The organism is Chakrabartyella piscis (assembly GCA_030067835.1).
Lineage (GTDB): Bacteria > Bacillota > Clostridia > Lachnospirales > Anaerotignaceae > Chakrabartyella > Chakrabartyella piscis.
Genome location: CP092441.1, coordinates 2547841 through 2564342 on the forward strand (window position 1 = coordinate 2547841; position 16502 = coordinate 2564342).

The window sequence follows — 16502 nt, forward strand, 5'->3', positions numbered from 1 at the left end:
AATCAGGTCTTTGTGCGTGAATGGAAATCTGATCATCGAAGTTATATTTATATAGCCTGCTTGCAGTAGTAAGGTAGCCTTGCCAGTTGTCAATATTTTTGGTGACATCTTCTTTTGTTTCAGCAAAAAGCTGTGTCATCTGCTGTAATTTACTGCTCATCGTTATTGTTTACCTCCTTAATTTTGCCACAAAACGCAAAAAAGCCATTACAAGGTTTTTAGTCCTCGTAATGGCTTTATGGTTTAGGGTTATTAAATTATTTTTTGTCTTTTTCTTCAGGTAAAATTCCAGTTATAATATCTGAAATTAACTCATTAAAATCACTTGCTTTTTTATCGCTCAAAACTGGTTTGCTTGTATCAGCTTCAATACTTTTTCTTGCATCACCAGCAACATTGCCACCACGTCGTGCAATTTTTTTATTTTCTTCTAAGCCTTGTGGCTTATGTACTTTTGATAATTCGGTTGTTGTAGCTTCGGCAAGCATAGTTAAAACAAGTTCAAGGTCGGTCATATTATCACGCAAATTTTCTTTTTTAAGTCCTTTTAAATCCTTATATGCTCTTGTTGAAACGCCAGCCCAAGCCTTTGTAATTTCATCGGTTAAAATAGCGTATTCAATGCCTTTTTTCACACCTCGATTATCCCACTCATCAGTAAGATTATTGCGGATTTTAATATTAAGTAAGCGTTGCCCAATCCATTCTTTTGTATAACCTTTTTTAAGATATGTTTCAAAGGCTCTATCAATCGCTTGTTCAGGGTCAATGGTTTCATCAATTCTCTCTGCACCAACACGAGCAAGCCACATCTTAAAAGGCTCTGCTTTTGGCGATGGGATAGATTGAATAATACGGAGTAACTGTTCTGTATCAGCTACATCGGTAAGACGATTTTTACCATCACTTGCTTTCATTTTCAACTGCTTACAATTTGTAAGCAGTTGATTTCCCTCATCTTTTAATCGTTTTTTTAATACTGCCCAATATGTACTTGCACTTCTTGCACTTTCTTGCTCAGTTAAAACCGAAACAACATCTACAATAGAGAAATACCACTTTTCAGCTTCATTATCCCAAGCTGTACGAATATTTTTATCTTCAAAAAGTTCTATATCGTTTGACATTTTAAAAACCTCCTATTTAAAACCGATATAATATTATAGCATAAATTGTCAAAAAATTCTACCTTTCCACATCTTTATTTTTTTCTTTCTGCTTGTCATTTTGCATGACTTGCTCTTTGGCTTCACGAAGTTTTGCTAAAACTGATGGTCTTTTTTCAGGTGTATCAGCTTTTTTGCGTTCTTCTTTTTCGGCTTTAACCTCGGTTTGTGCTTGTTTTAATTCCTCTAAAACATCATCTTTTTCCACGTTGTTTATCACTCCATCTATCATATTATAGTTCTGTTCTTGTGATTTTTCAACTGTAGCAAGAGAATTTTCAATCATGCTATCAAAATGATCCCTCAAATCATCAAAGCCATTGTAGACATCACTTAATATCAAATTTCCAATACCATCTACAATCACATTCGGTGCCATATCTCCATGTTCTTCGTGTTCAAGCAAGAACGTCCTTACCATCAATTTTTTCTGTATCCACTACATACCAAGTACCGATATGACCATCCACTTTAATATTATCGCTATCAGGTGTGAGAAGTTGTTCGTTACTCTCCTTTGGAAACAGTTCTGATAAGATATATGTGTCGTTATCAAGCACCGCAGAGCCAAATTCGCTGCGTGTGATAGAGATAATTTCATCTATGCTTGCACGATTTTCATTGATAGCAGCCGTAGCAAAATCTTTGATTTTTTCAAATGACACTTCATCTACTTTTAGCCATACATCACGGCAATAGGAATTGAGTTTTGCCACATCTTCAAAGCTAAAGTTGCCCTCCAGTTCCTCTTGCAAATTTGCAATGCTAATAGCCTTTGCAAGTTCATCTCTTGCAAAACTATCGTTGGAAAGTACATCTACAAGGCTTTTTGTATCATCTTTTGCAATGCCTACAAGTTCTACTAGATGTGCCTTTGTATCTACTTCGTGAACTTGCTCCACCACATTTTCAAATGGAACTTCTTTAAAACCATAACTATCCACAAAATGATATGACACTTGGGTATTTTCCTTTAAGCCGATGACATCACCAACAGATAAGCTATGCCCTGTAAAATCTTGTGGGTGATTGATATTGAATTTTTCAAAAAGGCTATTTAGTTTTTCATTCTTCGATAAATCCTTTAAGCTATCATCAAAACTTCCAGTGTAGACATTGTTGAAATTGCTCTTTTCAATGTCAATGTTTTTTCGCTCTAAATGAGCAACACCCTCAAAGCGAAAATCTCTCGTGTAATCACTGTGTTTCAGCTGATATATGGAATAAGACTTATCTTCGTTTTTCTCAAAGGCAAACTCCTTTAATTGTGACTGTGTATGTTCTTGCTCACAATTGTCTTTTTCTTCCCAAAATTCTTCAAAATCAAGCATTGGTGCAGTTCGATTAAGCAAGTTATCTTTCCCAACAAACACCTCGCCATCTAAAATACTGTTGATAGCTTCGGTAATGGAAATGGTGGTATCATCATAGACACCACCATCAGTTACCACCATATTTTGATCATAAAAGTTGTAATCCCAACCTTCCGTATGTTCCTCGATTGAGAAATATCCATTGTCCAGCTTGTATGCTGCTCTTTCTTCTTGCATTTCTTTCGCAAGTTTTTCTTCAGGTGTTAAATTTTCTATTTGCATATTGCTTCTCCTCATAATTTTTTCAACAAAAAAGTCACCTCCGAAGAAGTGACTAGCCATTTATTTGATTTGGTTTTTTAGGAACATACTTGTTATTCCATTTATTTAATTTACTACTAAAATAATTTCTAACCTCGTAGTATGGTATCCATATTTCAGCCTCTTGTATTTTTTCATACACATTATCTACAATCATTTCCTTTTCTGATTTTTTCAATAATCTTTGCTTTTGTTCTACTATGGATAAATACTCAGTTAGTAACCAATTTGTAATTTTTTCTTTTTGCTTGGCTTTTAATGCAGAGAATTTTTTATCCGTTTGCAATAATCTGCCATCAACCATTTTGTGATTTTTTCTTGACATTTATTTACACCCACTTATAAATGAAATTTGTTTTGTTCGCTATTATAATTATACATTTGAGTAATTATAAAGTAAAGCCATATACTACTTTTTCCCAAATTCCATCTTAAAATTCACATACTTACCACCAGTATCATCAAGTAATACCATGCAATCGTATTTCTTTCCTGTTTTTTCAGAATAACAGCCTGTTAGCTTTGTTTTTCCAGTGGTTAGCAAGTCCTTTGCCATTTTTTCAGTAAAGGTCTTTTTCTTTGCAGTGAAAAACTTGTTTTCTTTCCAAAGGGCAAAGCCACAAGCCTTATCTTCACAACAATATCCCTTTTTATTTTCAAGAACATCTTTCCCACATCGAGGGCATTTCCCAATGTCTTTGCCACCATTGGTGCGTGGAAATAGAGCATCACTGCCTTTTGCCATTTCATAAGTGCCTACAAGAGTTTTAACCATGCCTTTAATCTCACTTAAAAACTCATCAGGAGAAATTTCATCAAGTTCAATACACTTTAATTTTTCTTCCCATGTTGCAGTGGTAAGTGGAGAAGCAATGCTTTCAGGCAAAATCGTAATCAGGGCAGTGCCTTTATCTGTTGGTACAAGGTACTTTGTTTTTTTATCGCCTTTGCGTTCAAGCAATTTGATATTTACAAGTTTTTCAAGAACTCCTGCACGAGTGGCTGGTGTTCCAATCCCACAAAACTCTTTTTCAATATCTTCATCACGTCCAGCATTCTCCATAGCCGATAAAATTGTATCTTCGGTTGCGTTTTGTCAAGGGTAGTTTAAGAAAATATACTATCTATTCTTGATTTACAAGACTTACACATTCGTTTTTAATCAATCTCTCCATCTTATCTTGCAAGGTTTCTTTGCTCGTTTGACTGGAATGTACACTGACTACGTAAGTGGTTTTACCAATTTTATGGGTGAATGTACCTTGTGGGGGAGCGTTTATTGTTTTATTTGTTATTTGCTCTGTCATATAGTCTGTTCCTTTCTGTATTTGGGCATAATAAAAGACGAATCACTTAGATCCGCCTTTTTATGCCTTGTTTATTTTTTGTGTTGAATACTTTAAATTTTTGTAACTCTAACTTTCTGATGGTTTTCTAAATTTATACAAATTATACCATTGGTGCTTTTTTTAATTTCAATACTTGCAGTTGGTGTCCAAGTACAGCATATAGTTATATCAAAAGGCTCAACATTAAAAATCAGTCCATTCATTGTGGATAGCTGAAAAGTTTCGGCATCAACTTCCAATAACATATCTTTCATATTCATTCCTTCTCCTTGTTAAATTCTATCGCTATACGACAGCTTTTTTATATATTGCTCCATGTAATCGAAATTAGGTACATTGGGTTGAGATATTGGTAACTTAATTATACTTTCTTTCATTTTTTCTAATGTCCATTTTCTACCATAGCTAAAACGATACTTATTGGCTTTTATCACTGTAATAATAAACATTGCATTATATTTGTTCATTTCCCAATTTTTTGCATATAAGACATTGACATCGTCAGAAGCCCAAAATGGTTCTGATTGATAAAACGCTTCTCCAACGCTTCCATTGTAATTTACTGTAATACAATTAGCAGTGTAAATTTGACTTTTTTCTACATCAATATGTTGGCGAACACCATTATTATCACTTATTGCTCCTAAATAATTAGTTGAACCATCAATCATGTCCGCTTTTGTTAGTCGTTTTCCTTTTTTAAAACTAAAAATATCCTCTAACCGAAACTCTGTCCACGTCAATGCACTAATTAATTTTTTTTCTTTTGCTACCTTAGTCGTTATGTGCCTATTATTAAGAGAAGTAATATAATTTTCCATGTATAAATAATCAGGATTACCAGAATCATCTACAGGCAACTTAATCATCTCATTTTTGATTTTTTCTAAAACTCTTGCTCGACCATAAGAATATAAATAGCTTAGCTTATTTAGAACTGTAATTAAAAATAAAGCATTATGCATATTTAATCGACTGCTTCTTAATGTGTATACTTTTACACCAGCTATAAAGTCATCGTTTTGATAATATGCAACACCACCCTCTGCACCTATGGTAATGCAATTCCCTTTGTTTAGATTGTCTTCTGAATTGTAATAACCTTTACAACCATTACTCTCTTTACTTCTTGTAATATAGGGAGTTCCACCTAATTCTTGAAGGCGAACATCTACTGCTTTTGTTGTTTCACACAAAAAGACATCTTCTACTCGGAATTCTTTCCAATTACTTACATTAACTTTCATAAACATCACCTTTCTTAACTAGATAGGCTAAATAGTCATTTATAGTTTGTTGAAAATCATCTTGTTTCAAAGTAGAATAATCTGTTTTCATATATGCTTCACAAAGCCATTCATCCGTATTTGCAACACAATATCTTGCTGATAATCCGTCCTTAACATCTCTATTACGATATAGCGTGAGCCACTCAGCTTTTATATTATCCCATTTGTTTAATGCATCTATTCTTCCAAGCTTTTTTCTTTTTACAAATCCATCATTTTTGCAAAAACCAAAAAATGTTTCTTGTGTTATGTCGTGTGGAGTATGTGCTTCCCAAACCATAACACAAACATTAGTTGCAGTAGGGTAGAAAATATCATCGGGCATTGAGAAAACAGCTTTTAGTGTGTTTTTCTTAAAAATCCTTTCTCTTACCTCTTTAAATTTTGTTCCGATAGCACAACTCATAGGTACAACAACAACACCAGTACCACCTGCTACAAGAATATCCAGTAAATGTTCCACAAATTCGAGCTCTACTACATCTTTTTGTGAATAAGGAGGATTTATCAGTCCTATGTTTATTTGCTTTGATTTCAGTTGATTAGTGATGGCTTTATCAAAACAATCACCAAAATGAATATTGGATTTTCCATCTTTGCGAATTATCATATTTGCAATTGCTAATGTATATAATTCATCATCAAATTCTGCACCATACAAACCTTCTTGTCGTATTCTTTCAGCTTCTTGTGGATTTGCTTGTTTGAACATTTTACTCATTGCAGTCACAAGGAATGAACCTGATCCACAACATATATCAACTACTTTACTGTTTTTATTGACTCCTGCCACATCACACATAAATTCAGTTAAATGCTGTGGTGTGAGAACAATGCCTAAGCCACTACCATCGCCACCCGAATACTTAATAAATTCATGATAAAAAACACCAAGTGCATCAATAGTATTATCTGCATAATCCATCATAGGCTTGATTTTCATTTCTAATTGTTCAATGTACCAAGTCAATGACTTTTTATGCCCTAATTGTATTGCTGAAAACTTAGAGTTGTCTAATAAGTTTTTAAATGCTTGTTTTATATAATTAATTCTATTGTTTTTGATGCCACTATCTTTCAATACATTTTCGATTGCTGACTGAACATTATTAATGACACTTGTGAAAGATGGTAAGGCAGTGTAGCTTTTGGCAAAATCTTCATCATTCAAGGCTATCAAAATACCAGCTATGAAAATTGGTTTATGTCGTTCTGTCATTTTTATTTCTCTCAAATATTCATGCATATCAATAGCAGTTGTTCTAATTTCGTCAAGTGAATAAGCTTTTTGCAATTTTTCACCCTTAGTTAGTTTTATATAGTTTTTTGGCTCCAATATTATGTCACTTGCTTTATCAAGTTGCATATATTTATCTTGCCCTTTTAACCAATGAAAAGCACTTACTTTCATATTAGCTGTAGTTGTTCCACTAATTGCAACTGCAATCACGTTATATTCTTCCTTTAAGAATTTTGCATAATATAGTACTCCATCGACAGCATATGCATTTGGTTTGTTTAGGCTTATGCTTTCATGTTTCTTTGCTGTGTTTTTGCACTCGACAACAATAATAGTACTTGTATCATCATTAAATGTAATAATGTATTCAGGTTTAGCTTTTCCATTACCACCTTTTGAGAAGTCATTTAATTCACATTCTTTCGGTTTTCCACCAGCTTTTTTTAGCAGAATTTCAATTTTATCAACATCTGAAACATCTCCTTGTGGGAAAACATATCCAAAAGCATTTGACCCAAGTTCGCACTTCATTTCTTTTAGTGTTAAGCTTTCTGTGTATTGTTCGATAGCCATTACTTACTCCCCCTCATTAGTCTTTTGTTTACCATTGAATAACTGTTCAATATCAACCTTTTTAATACGCCATGATTTACCCAACTTATATGCAGGTATTTTTTCACTTGCTATCATTCGTCTAACTGTCTTATCGCAAACTTGTAAATATTGAGCAGTTTGATTAACTGTTAAAATATCATTATCCATGATTAAAAAACCTCCCTCATAGCTATATTGACTGTGCTACATCAAAAGCATAACAAAGCCATTTTGCTCCATTTCTTTTCATTAACACTATATATGATACCATATTCTCACATAGAATGTAAAGTTATTTGTGGTACTTTGCAGGACATTATGGAACTTTTTTACCTCTCAGCATCTTTAATCTTAGTCGGTATTTGTTTTATATCGGCAAACAATTCATCAAGTGCTTTTTGTATTTTCTCTGCTTTTTCTAATTCCTCTATATATGCTTTCATCTTCACATCGCAAGTTTTGCTTAATTGCTCTAATTCTTTACGCTCTCTTTTCCAAGTAGAAGTGCTTATTTTTCCACCACTATTTGTGAATTTCACCCATTTAGAATTGAGGATTTCAGCTCGGTCAAGTTCATTTGTATGTTGCTCATAAAAAGCCTTTTGCTCTTTGCCCGTCAACTTCATATACTTCTTCCTCATAGGCTTTAATTGCTCGTATTTAGCCCATAAATCAAGTTGCCTATCTAGTTTGCCCATATCATTCTCAATGGTCTTTAACGCTGATTTAACAGCGTAGAAACTATCATTCATCGCTTGTATCTTTGCATTAAATTCTTCGAGATTTCCAATGTCATTTGCTTGTAAGAAATTCCATACATTAACATAATTTTTGAGGTCTTTAGTCGTTTGGTATTGATTTTTAATGATTCCTTTGTTTGTATTTAATTTTTCAAGTATAGATGCCTTAAATTCTCCCCTTGAAAAGTCTAATGGTTGCACTTCTAGTTCTCGTTGCCACTTCATAAGTCTTGTAATTCTTGCCCTAATTATCTTAACTTCCTTGTTGTCATCATTGATTTGTCGATTGATATTTCCTCTATCTGTTTCAATGCCTTTTTGCTCCATCTGACTTGCTGAAACACCCATATGAATGGTGGGAACTTGGTCAATGCCTTGTCTTTCATAACTTCGATGGTCTATGCGTTCTGTATGTCCTAAGTTTTCAAGATAGAGATTGCAATGCTCACTCCAGTTTGCTCGCCAAACTTCTGCGTTGTCTTGGCTGTTCCAATCCATTGTATCAACTTTTGTTGACTTCCAATTTCCACTTGGAAGTTTAATGCGATTACCACTATCATCAAGTATATATTCTTTGTGTGATTTTGCTCCCCATGTTCCATCTTCTTTGATAGGTCGAACAGTCAACATGATGTGACAATGAGGGTTATTTTCATCATTGTTATGGATAGATAAATCAGCTATCATACCCTTTGAAACGAAATTGGTTTTGCAATAATCAATCAACATTCTTTGCCATAGATGTGAGGGGATTTCTTTTGGTATTGCCACTTCAATATCTCGTGCAAGTTGGGCATTGTGTTGCTTTTCTATCTTCTCCACTGCGTTCCATAAAGTGCTACGGTCTGCATACTCTTTGGGTGCGTGAGAGGGTAGAAGAATAGCACTGGAATAGATACCACCTTTGCTTGTATAGTCGTGGGTAATTCCGTCATATTCATTTGTCATTTTAGTGCCACTACGATATGCAGATGAAGCTACTGCCGACTTGCTTTTCCCTCTACTTATCAGCTTGATTGAGTGGTGGAATATTGCCATAAATTACTCCTTTCGATTTATCAGACTTTAGGAAAATGATTACACCTCGTAAGGTGTAGGCATTTCGTAAAGTACACAAGGGGTTTGGGGAGAGTAGCTCCCCATTGCTTCGCAGAACGCACGCACCATTTTAAATGGTGTATAAGTGCGCCCTTGTAATCAAGGGAACTACTGCGTATCTTCGGTTTCCGTCATTTTACTAATCAAATGTAATGCTCGTTCGCTTTGTAATGCTTGCTGTAAGAATACTTTTAACTGCTCGTTGGATAGGGATTGGATAGATGGATTGATGCTTTCTAAGATTGCACCTTTTTCAATTAAATTGCGTGTGCGTTTGTTACGTTCCTTTTCTCGTTCACGCTTTTGCAACTTCTCCAGTTGATGTTCCTTTTGTTTCTTTTCTGTTCTTGCTTTTTCAATTTCAATTTGTGTTTCTTTGATTTGCTCTACGATTGTTTTCTTCGTCATAATGAAATGCTCCTTTTCTATTTTTGATTTTTAATATAGAAAAAGAGGTCGTAATCTGTTAAGATCTCGACCTCTTTTTCCGATATTATACATAGACTATTTCAGAAAAAATAATTTCCTCAATCTGTGCTATGATGTTGTTTACCATTCCCACCCATAAGAGTTGTTCCCTTGCTTTTAATTCCTCTGTGACACATTGCTTTGCTTTGTACTGGGGTAGTAGGGTATCAATCATCTGCTGTGCTTGCTCATTCACATCACGCAAGTGGGAGTGTAATTCTCCACTAAGTAGTAGATGATTGTATAAAGGCTTTCTGTGTTCTTCAAGGTATGTTCTTCTCAACATTCCGTACTTGCCTAAAGGTCTATCATCTGTTTCTTCTTCATCCTCAAACTGCCCTAAGTTTGGCACATAATAATCGCCAACTTTGATGTAAGTACCACCCATTTTTTCAAATATACTTTGTTCCATAATTACGCTCCTTTACTTTCTTCATCAGCCTTGATTTTGGCTTGTTCCGATTTTATTTTTTCTCTGCGTTTTCTCATATAACGATAATTGTATTCTCGTTTTTTATCTCGCTTTTTCTGCAATGCTTGTTGCTCCAAAATTTCTGCTTCCGTCAATACAACTTCCTTTTTAGGAATTTCAAATTTGCCAATAAAATTCAAATAAATTTCTATTTCTTGTGTTCTTTGATGGTTTTCCCATTTGCCCTCATGTACTAAAATCTTATCAACAAATTCATTTATCATCGGTGTTGTAAGTTCGCTAATGTCTGTGTACTTCTTAATAAGTTCAACGAATTTTGTAGTATTAAAACTATCCTCATTAAGTTGCTTCAACATAGTTTCTGATTGCACAATGGATTGCTCTAATTGTTTTTGTTCTTCTTCATAATCTTCAATCATTAAATTAAAACGCTTATCACTTAACTTCCCAATAACATTGTCCTCATAAAGCTGTCGTATTAATCTGTTCAAATCCACTACTCGTCGATTATCCTTTGTGATTTGTTGCTTTAGTGAATTAACAGATTTTTCTTGTTGTGATGATGTCTTATTGATGATTTCATTTATAAATTTATCTTCATCTAACTGCACACATCTGCTAACTTCTTGTATAGTTTCAAGTAAAATATTTTTAATAGCTTCTGTACGAATATAATGCTGAGTACAAGGTACAAATCTGTAATCTTGCCTTGCTAAGTCATATGTGGAACAGTTGTATTCATCTCGATTAGGTCGCTTTTTATCTGTTTTTTCGCCACACCAATTTCGTTCATACCCAGCACTACCTCTATGATTATACATTTTCGCTCCACAGTCAGCACAATACATAAGTCCTGTTAATGGATTGGCTTCTCCAATGGTATCACTTCTACGCTTAGTTTTCTTTAGTTTTTGTACTGTTTCCCAAGTTGCTTCATCAACAATAGGCTCTTGCGTGTCTTTGAAAATTATCCAATCTTCTTTATCTGTTTTCTTCGGTTGCTTATCTTTATAGCTATCTTTGTAGGTGCGAAAATTCACAGTATGCCCCATATATTCGGGTTTGCTTAACATATGTGCAACTGTTGTCCCTCTCCATAAGTAAGGTTCTTCGGCTTTGTAATTTGAAATATGATTTCCCATTCCTCTTTGTGCTAAATAGTATGATGGTCTTTCAACTTTTTCCTCTGTAAGTACCTTTGCAATTTGATAAGGACCTTTCCCATCAATACACATTTGAAACATTCGTTTCACTACACTTGCAGCAGGTTCATCAATTAGCCATTGGCTTGGATTGTCTTTACATTTTTTATAACCGTAGATTGCGTGATTGGTGGTATGATGTTTTCCGTCTGAACCTCTTGCTCTAAGAACAGAAGTAACTTTTCTACTTGTATCACGAATATACCACTCATTCATAATATTTAGGAATGGAGCAAACTCTGCACTTTCTCTTTTGCTATTGTCTACATTGTTTGCAATAGCGATAAATCTAACTCCTTTTTCTCTAAACATCACTTCGGTGTAAAATCCAACTTGTAAATAATCTCTACCTATTCTGCTCAAATCTCGTGTAATTATGGTTGTGACTATTCCACTTTCCACACCTTCAATCATTTGTTTCCAAGAGGGTCTATCAAATGTACCACCCGAAATTCCATCGTCCGAAAAATGTTGAATATTTGTATACCCATTATCCTCTGCATACTTCTCCAACATCTTCTTTTGATTGACAATACTGTTACTATCCCCTATAATTTCATCATCACGAGAAAGCCTTGAATACAGGGCAGTAACAGCATTTTTCTTAGTCTTTTTGCTCATAAAATCACCTTTCTCTCTCTAATAGTTTCTTAGCTACCTTTTACATAATACATCGTCGGTAAATTGTTTCGGTGGGGAGGTTTTGCCGACTTTAATTTCAGATGAAGATATATCCAAAATTTCGCCCTCTGCCACAAGTGGCAAAGGGTTTTCCTCTTGCTTATCATCATTTTTCAAATCAAACACCTTAAAACCTTGCTCAATAATAGTTTTACCTTTTGTGCCGAATTCCACATCACCACATTTTGCCGAGATAATGGTTTCGCTATATTTAAAATTGTCCCCTAAACCAGAAAGAAGTCTTGACATAATCAGTGTCAAAACTTCTTTTTCTCCATGTGGTAGGTTATTTGTATCAAAGCCATTCAAAGTTTTGGTGGGAATAATCGCATGATGATCCGTAACCTTGCTGCTATCAATTACAAGCCTTGTATTTGTTGGTGCAATAGTGTTTACTTGTAGCTTATCCATTGTAATTGCAACAATTTCACCCAAACCATGCTCCATATCATCGGTTAAAAACTTGCTATCGGTACGAGGATAGGTACAAAGTTTCTTTTCATAAAGGCTTTGGGTGTACTCCAGTGTTTGATTGGCTGTAAAACCAAGTTTTCGATTGGCTTCACGTTGCAAGGTGGTTAGGTCATACAATTTTGGTGGTTTCTCCACCTTTTCCTTTTTGGTTACTTCTGTAATGATAATGCTTTGATTTTCGCAAGCCTTTAGCACTTCATCAGCTTGTGTTTTATCTTTAAACTTTGCAGAAGTAAACGCCACACCATTTGAAGTTAATACAACATTGTAAAAAGGTTCTGATGCAAACGCATTGATTTCAGCATTTCTCTGCACAATCATAGCAAGCGTGGGTGACATGACTCTACCCACATTTAATTGCTGATTATATAAGCACGAAAAAAGCCTTGTGCCATTGATACCAACAAGCCAGTCAGCTTGTTGGCGTAAAGCAGCAGCTTTGTAAAGCAGTTCAAAATCGGTACCATCTTTTAAATTATCAAAACCTTGCTTGATGGCACTATCTTCCATCGAGGAAATCCAAAGTCTTTTTGTTGGTTTTGTAGACTTCGATAGATTATATACCAATCGAAAGATAAGTTCGCCCTCACGCCCAGCATCACAAGCGTTGACTACATAATTGGAATGTCAACACTTTTTTGGACAATTTTTATAAGGTCAGTACCCGATATTCGGCTGGTGTTCTATAATCCAAAGAGCCATGCAAACGTATGTTATTGAACCAATGCACATAGTCTGCAAGTTCTAACTTCAATTGCTCCAAACTGACGAAATTTCGTCCTCGAACAAATTCTGTTTTGAATACCTTGAAATTGGCTTCTGCAACTGCATTATCATAGGGGCAGCCCTTCATGCTGAGGGATCGTTTGATCTGAAACACATCTAACATTTCATCAATGAGATAGTTTTTAAACTCGCTGCCTCGATCCGTATGGAACAACTCGATTTCAGATAAATTCCCTTTGATTGTTGCAAAAGCATCATATACCAACTGAGCATTTTTGTGAAGTCCTGCACTAAATCCAACGATTTCTCGGTTGAATAAATCAATTAAGATACAAACATAGTTCCATTTATAGTTCACTCGAACATACGTCAAATCCCCAACAATTACTGCATTGGGAGGCTGGTTATCAAATTGACGAGCTAGTTCGTTTTTTACTGGCGACTCATTGCATTGTTGCTTTTGTGGTTTGAACTTGGCAACGGTATAGACCGAAATTAGCCCTAAACGTTTCATAATGCGGCAAATTCTGCGTCTAGAAACCTGTTTGCCCAACTTCTTCAGCTCTTTTTTCATTTTACGACTTCCGTAGACTTCTTTATTTTCATAAAAAATCCGTTCAATTTCTTGTTCTAATTCCGTATCATCTTTCTTGGACGAAGCCTCGTAATAGTAGGTACTCCTGCTGATTTCAAGGCATTTACACATGGCTGATATAGAGTATTTGTGTCGATTTGCTCGAATTACAATTACTTTCGTCCGAATATCAGCGCCGCTTGCTTTAGTATGTCATTTTCCATTCGTAGCTGTTGTAGCTCTTTACGAAGTTTGATGAGTTCAGCTTCTTCTGGTGTGCGATTATCAGCTTCTTTTGTAGAACCAGTAGCATTGTAACGCTGTATCCAGCGATTCAGTGCCGATGGTGTTAAATCGTATTCACGATTGATATCTGCTTTCGATTTTCCGTTGTTATATAATTGAACCATCTGCTGTTTAAATTCTTCTGTAAATTCTCTTCGTTGTCGTTTTTTAGTCATGTAATCATCTCCTTATTTTATATTAGTTTTATTTTACATGACCTTATCTTTTCTGTCTAGTTAAGTATAGCCATTCCACTTACCTAAAGGTCTATCGTCTGTTTCTTTTTCACCCTCAAACTGTCCTAAGTTCGGTACATAATAATCACCAACTTTAATATACGTACCACCCGTTTTTTCAAATATACTTTGTTCCATTGTATCAGCTCCTTATTTTGTAAATCGTGTGTCGGTTAGTGTTTCAATCATTAGCCTTGCACCTAAGATAAAACCATCTTTGAACTTTTCTTCTTCAAAAAAACTGCCTATTTTTGCATCGGTTTTTAGAAATTCATCTAACAATTTTTTACTCTCGTCACCTAGTTGTGATGTTAATTTTTCTTGTAAGTCATTGGCTATATCCAAAGTTTCTTTATGCTCTTTTGATAAGAATAAGTTGCTGTTTTCCCAAGGGGCAACTGCTCCGTAATAGAGAGCATAGAAGATACTGTTTTTATCCATTTTGTTCACGCTCCTTTGCCAATTTGAATTTCTTCTTTTACAAGATTTTCATATCTTGAGCCTTGTAAAATTTCTAATCGTTCTGCTTTTTCTTTTGCTTTTTTGCCAGCTACTTTTTTTGCATAACGTACTCTATCAATCGCCCTTTCATTTTCTTGTTCTTCTTCCGTCATTTCATATCTGAACTTTCTCTCTCTCGATCTTTTGCTTGTGTTTTTTTGTTCTGCTTCTTCTATGGGTGATGGTGGTTCAAACTGCCCTATAAAGTTAAGAAAGATGTCAACTCTTTGCTCTCTTTTTCCATTTTCTTTTACTGGCTCATATACAATTACTTTTTCAATAAATTCATTGAGTAGTAGTGGTGTAAACTCATTTAATTCTGTATGTCTTTTTACAAGGTCAATAAATTTATCTGCTTTCACACTTTCAGTGTTGTAGTGGTCAATTTCTTCTTGAAGTTTTTTTATTTCACTATCAATACTTTGTTGCTCGGTATGATAACTTGCAAGTAAATCGGTAAAGTGTTCTTCGGGTATTTTCCCTACAGCATAAGTTTCATATAATTTTTTTACTAAACTACCAATATCTTCTCGTCTGCGTTTGGAATTGGTTATTTTTTTACGATTTGTTTTTATAGTTTCCTCTTGGGAGATTGCAGAAACTTCAAGCACTTTTGCTAGAAATTCTTCTTCATTTTCATTTACATACTTGCTTACTCGTTGTATAGAATTGAGTATCAAGTTTTCTACAACTTCAACTCTGATATAGTGGCAAGTACAAGAACGTGTATAGTGTCGATAGCTTGAACATACATACTCGTGATGTGGCTTATTATCTCTGCCAGTGCTACCTTTTTTATGATACATCTTTTCACCACAATCGGCACAATAGAGAACTCCAGTTAGTGGATTTGGTGTTCCTTCAAGTTTTTTGGTACTTCGCCTTGTCTGTCTAAGCCTTTGCACGATAGTCCAAGTTTCCTCGTCTACGATAATAGGGTGCATATCCTTAAAGATGATTAAATCTTCTTTTGGTGTAGGCTTTCGCTTTGCCTTGTAATTTTCTTTCGTGGTCTTGTTTAAGACTTTCAATCCCATATATTCTTGTTTCTTTGTGATAGCAATTACTGTTGCTATTGACCATTTGTAGGGGTCTGCACTTGGTCTGCCTTTGCTTGTGGATTCCTTGATGTGTTGCCAATGAGCATTAGGACAACGCACCTTTTCTTCTGATAATTCGCTTGCTATTTGTGATAGAGTTTTACCCTCAATTACACTTTTGAATATTCGTTTTACTATTGGTGCAGCGACTTCATCTAAAATCCATTTTTGACGGTCATTAGGGTCATGTAAGTAGCCATAAGGCAATGCACCAGTAACATGTTTACCTTGTGCTGTTCTTGCATTGAATATGGTTCTGATTTTTCGGCTTGTATCTCGTGCTACCCACTCATTTATGATATTCCTAAAAGGTGTGAAATCGTCCATACCTTTGTCTGTGTCAACATTATCGTTAACAGCGATAAATCGCACTCCACACTCTCTGAACTGCTCTAATAGAAGTCCAACACGCAAATGGTCACGACCAATCCTAGACATATCTTTTACTATGCAGACACCTACATTCCCACGCTCTACCTCATCAATTAACTTTAGGTAACTCGGTCTATCCCACCTTGTACCACTAAAACCATCGTCCGTTAGATGAAGAATGTTTGTAAATCCGTTTCGATTCGCATAATCTTCTAAAAATGCCTTTTGGTTTTCAATAGAGATACTTTCCGTTTCTCGTTCATCTTCTCGACTTAATCTCTCGTAGAGGATAGTTAGCTTAGTATTCATTATTTACCTCCTTTCGGCAATGTTTTCTTGA

Annotated in this window: 19 protein-coding genes; all 19 read right to left on the reverse strand. The window is 35.0% G+C overall.

All coding sequences use genetic code 11. From position 1 onward, the window contains the following. Positions 1-257 precede the first annotated feature (257 nt). Positions 258-1127: a BRO-N domain-containing protein gene (locus MJY40_RS11465; RefSeq protein ID WP_317854377.1), complete on the reverse strand. Its 870-nt coding sequence runs from the start codon at positions 1125-1127 to the stop codon at positions 258-260. A 58-nt stretch (positions 1128-1185) separates the two neighbouring features. Further along, a complete protein-coding gene (locus MJY40_RS11470) occupies positions 1186-1545 on the reverse strand; it encodes a DUF4316 domain-containing protein (protein WP_317854378.1) in 360 nt (119 codons plus the stop codon). Positions 1546-1564: 19 nt separating this feature from the next. Then, a complete protein-coding gene (locus MJY40_RS11475; RefSeq protein ID WP_317854379.1) occupies positions 1565-2761 on the reverse strand; it encodes a YodL domain-containing protein in 1197 nt (398 codons plus the stop codon). Between the two features lie 52 nt (positions 2762-2813). After that, positions 2814-3125: a hypothetical protein gene (locus MJY40_RS11480; RefSeq protein WP_317854380.1), complete on the reverse strand. Its 312-nt coding sequence runs from the start codon at positions 3123-3125 to the stop codon at positions 2814-2816. 84 nt (positions 3126-3209) lie between these two features. Then, positions 3210-3863 (reverse strand): DNA topoisomerase, encoded by a 654-nt coding sequence (locus tag MJY40_RS11485; protein WP_317854381.1) that lies wholly within the window; start codon positions 3861-3863, stop codon positions 3210-3212. A gap of 61 nt (positions 3864-3924) precedes the next feature. Then, the gene (locus MJY40_RS11490; RefSeq protein ID WP_317854382.1) at positions 3925-4107 is read right to left on the reverse strand and encodes a transposon-encoded TnpW family protein; all 183 of its coding nucleotides are present in this window, start codon (positions 4105-4107) and stop codon (positions 3925-3927) included. A 92-nt stretch (positions 4108-4199) separates the two neighbouring features. After that, a complete protein-coding gene (locus MJY40_RS11495; RefSeq protein ID WP_317854383.1) occupies positions 4200-4403 on the reverse strand; it encodes a hypothetical protein in 204 nt (67 codons plus the stop codon). 18 nt (positions 4404-4421) lie between these two features. After that, the gene (locus MJY40_RS11500) at positions 4422-5396 is read right to left on the reverse strand and encodes a restriction endonuclease subunit S (protein ID WP_317854384.1); all 975 of its coding nucleotides are present in this window, start codon (positions 5394-5396) and stop codon (positions 4422-4424) included. Beyond that, positions 5386-7251: an HsdM family class I SAM-dependent methyltransferase gene (locus MJY40_RS11505; RefSeq protein WP_317854385.1), complete on the reverse strand. Its 1866-nt coding sequence runs from the start codon at positions 7249-7251 to the stop codon at positions 5386-5388. Before MJY40_RS11505 ends, MJY40_RS11500 begins: the two co-directional genes overlap by 11 nt. A gap of 3 nt (positions 7252-7254) precedes the next feature. After that, entirely contained in the window at positions 7255-7440 is a 186-nt protein-coding gene (locus MJY40_RS11510; protein ID WP_317854386.1) for a helix-turn-helix domain-containing protein, read from the reverse strand. A 161-nt stretch (positions 7441-7601) separates the two neighbouring features. Continuing rightward, positions 7602-9050, reverse strand: a complete 1449-nt coding sequence (mobQ, locus tag MJY40_RS11515) for a MobQ family relaxase (protein ID WP_317854387.1) — start codon at positions 9048-9050, stop codon at positions 7602-7604. Between the two features lie 168 nt (positions 9051-9218). Further along, positions 9219-9518 (reverse strand): DUF3847 domain-containing protein, encoded by a 300-nt coding sequence (locus MJY40_RS11520; protein WP_317854388.1) that lies wholly within the window; start codon positions 9516-9518, stop codon positions 9219-9221. A gap of 85 nt (positions 9519-9603) precedes the next feature. After that, positions 9604-9990, reverse strand: a complete 387-nt coding sequence (locus MJY40_RS11525) for a TnpV protein (protein ID WP_317854389.1) — start codon at positions 9988-9990, stop codon at positions 9604-9606. A gap of 2 nt (positions 9991-9992) precedes the next feature. After that, positions 9993-11834 (reverse strand): DUF4368 domain-containing protein, encoded by a 1842-nt coding sequence (locus MJY40_RS11530; protein ID WP_317854390.1) that lies wholly within the window; start codon positions 11832-11834, stop codon positions 9993-9995. Positions 11835-11867: 33 nt separating this feature from the next. After that, the gene (locus MJY40_RS11535) at positions 11868-12878 is read right to left on the reverse strand and encodes a DNA topoisomerase (protein ID WP_317854391.1); all 1011 of its coding nucleotides are present in this window, start codon (positions 12876-12878) and stop codon (positions 11868-11870) included. 139 nt (positions 12879-13017) lie between these two features. Beyond that, a protein-coding gene (locus MJY40_RS11540; RefSeq protein ID WP_317853734.1) for an IS3 family transposase occupies positions 13018-14129 on the reverse strand; the annotation gives its coding sequence in 2 pieces (ribosomal slippage) (positions 13018-13877 and positions 13877-14129; 1113 coding nt in all). Positions 14130-14189: 60 nt separating this feature from the next. Continuing rightward, positions 14190-14327 carry a hypothetical protein gene (locus MJY40_RS11545; RefSeq protein ID WP_317854392.1) on the reverse strand — a complete coding sequence of 46 codons (138 nt, stop codon included), beginning with the start codon at positions 14325-14327 and terminating at the stop codon, positions 14190-14192. Positions 14328-14339: 12 nt separating this feature from the next. Beyond that, complete coding sequence (locus tag MJY40_RS11550) at positions 14340-14630, reverse strand: DUF6809 family protein (protein ID WP_317854393.1); 291 nt, start codon at positions 14628-14630, stop codon at positions 14340-14342. Positions 14631-14635: 5 nt separating this feature from the next. Continuing rightward, on the reverse strand, positions 14636-16471 hold the full coding sequence (locus tag MJY40_RS11555) for a recombinase family protein (RefSeq protein WP_317854394.1): 1836 nt from the start codon (positions 16469-16471) through the stop codon (positions 14636-14638). Between the last annotated feature and the right edge of the window lie 31 nt (positions 16472-16502).

Coding starts and splice junctions, on each gene's coding strand:
- MJY40_RS11465 (WP_317854377.1), bottom strand. CDS start 1,127: ATGTCAAACGATATAGAACTTTTTGAAGATAAAAATATTCGTACAGCT.
- MJY40_RS11470 (WP_317854378.1), bottom strand. CDS start 1,545: ATGGCACCGAATGTGATTGTAGATGGTATTGGAAATTTGATATTAAGT.
- MJY40_RS11475 (WP_317854379.1), bottom strand. CDS start 2,761: ATGCAAATAGAAAATTTAACACCTGAAGAAAAACTTGCGAAAGAAATG.
- MJY40_RS11480 (WP_317854380.1), bottom strand. CDS start 3,125: ATGTCAAGAAAAAATCACAAAATGGTTGATGGCAGATTATTGCAAACG.
- MJY40_RS11485 (WP_317854381.1), bottom strand. CDS start 3,863: ATGGAGAATGCTGGACGTGATGAAGATATTGAAAAAGAGTTTTGTGGG.
- MJY40_RS11490 (WP_317854382.1), bottom strand. CDS start 4,107: ATGACAGAGCAAATAACAAATAAAACAATAAACGCTCCCCCACAAGGT.
- MJY40_RS11495 (WP_317854383.1), bottom strand. CDS start 4,403: ATGAAAGATATGTTATTGGAAGTTGATGCCGAAACTTTTCAGCTATCC.
- MJY40_RS11500 (WP_317854384.1), bottom strand. CDS start 5,396: ATGAAAGTTAATGTAAGTAATTGGAAAGAATTCCGAGTAGAAGATGTC.
- MJY40_RS11505 (WP_317854385.1), bottom strand. CDS start 7,251: ATGGCTATCGAACAATACACAGAAAGCTTAACACTAAAAGAAATGAAG.
- MJY40_RS11510 (WP_317854386.1), bottom strand. CDS start 7,440: ATGGATAATGATATTTTAACAGTTAATCAAACTGCTCAATATTTACAA.
- mobQ (WP_317854387.1), bottom strand. CDS start 9,050: ATGGCAATATTCCACCACTCAATCAAGCTGATAAGTAGAGGGAAAAGC.
- MJY40_RS11520 (WP_317854388.1), bottom strand. CDS start 9,518: ATGACGAAGAAAACAATCGTAGAGCAAATCAAAGAAACACAAATTGAA.
- MJY40_RS11525 (WP_317854389.1), bottom strand. CDS start 9,990: ATGGAACAAAGTATATTTGAAAAAATGGGTGGTACTTACATCAAAGTT.
- MJY40_RS11530 (WP_317854390.1), bottom strand. CDS start 11,834: ATGAGCAAAAAGACTAAGAAAAATGCTGTTACTGCCCTGTATTCAAGG.
- MJY40_RS11535 (WP_317854391.1), bottom strand. CDS start 12,878: ATGGAAGATAGTGCCATCAAGCAAGGTTTTGATAATTTAAAAGATGGT.
- MJY40_RS11545 (WP_317854392.1), bottom strand. CDS start 14,327: ATGGAACAAAGTATATTTGAAAAAACGGGTGGTACGTATATTAAAGTT.
- MJY40_RS11550 (WP_317854393.1), bottom strand. CDS start 14,630: ATGGATAAAAACAGTATCTTCTATGCTCTCTATTACGGAGCAGTTGCC.
- MJY40_RS11555 (WP_317854394.1), bottom strand. CDS start 16,471: ATGAATACTAAGCTAACTATCCTCTACGAGAGATTAAGTCGAGAAGAT.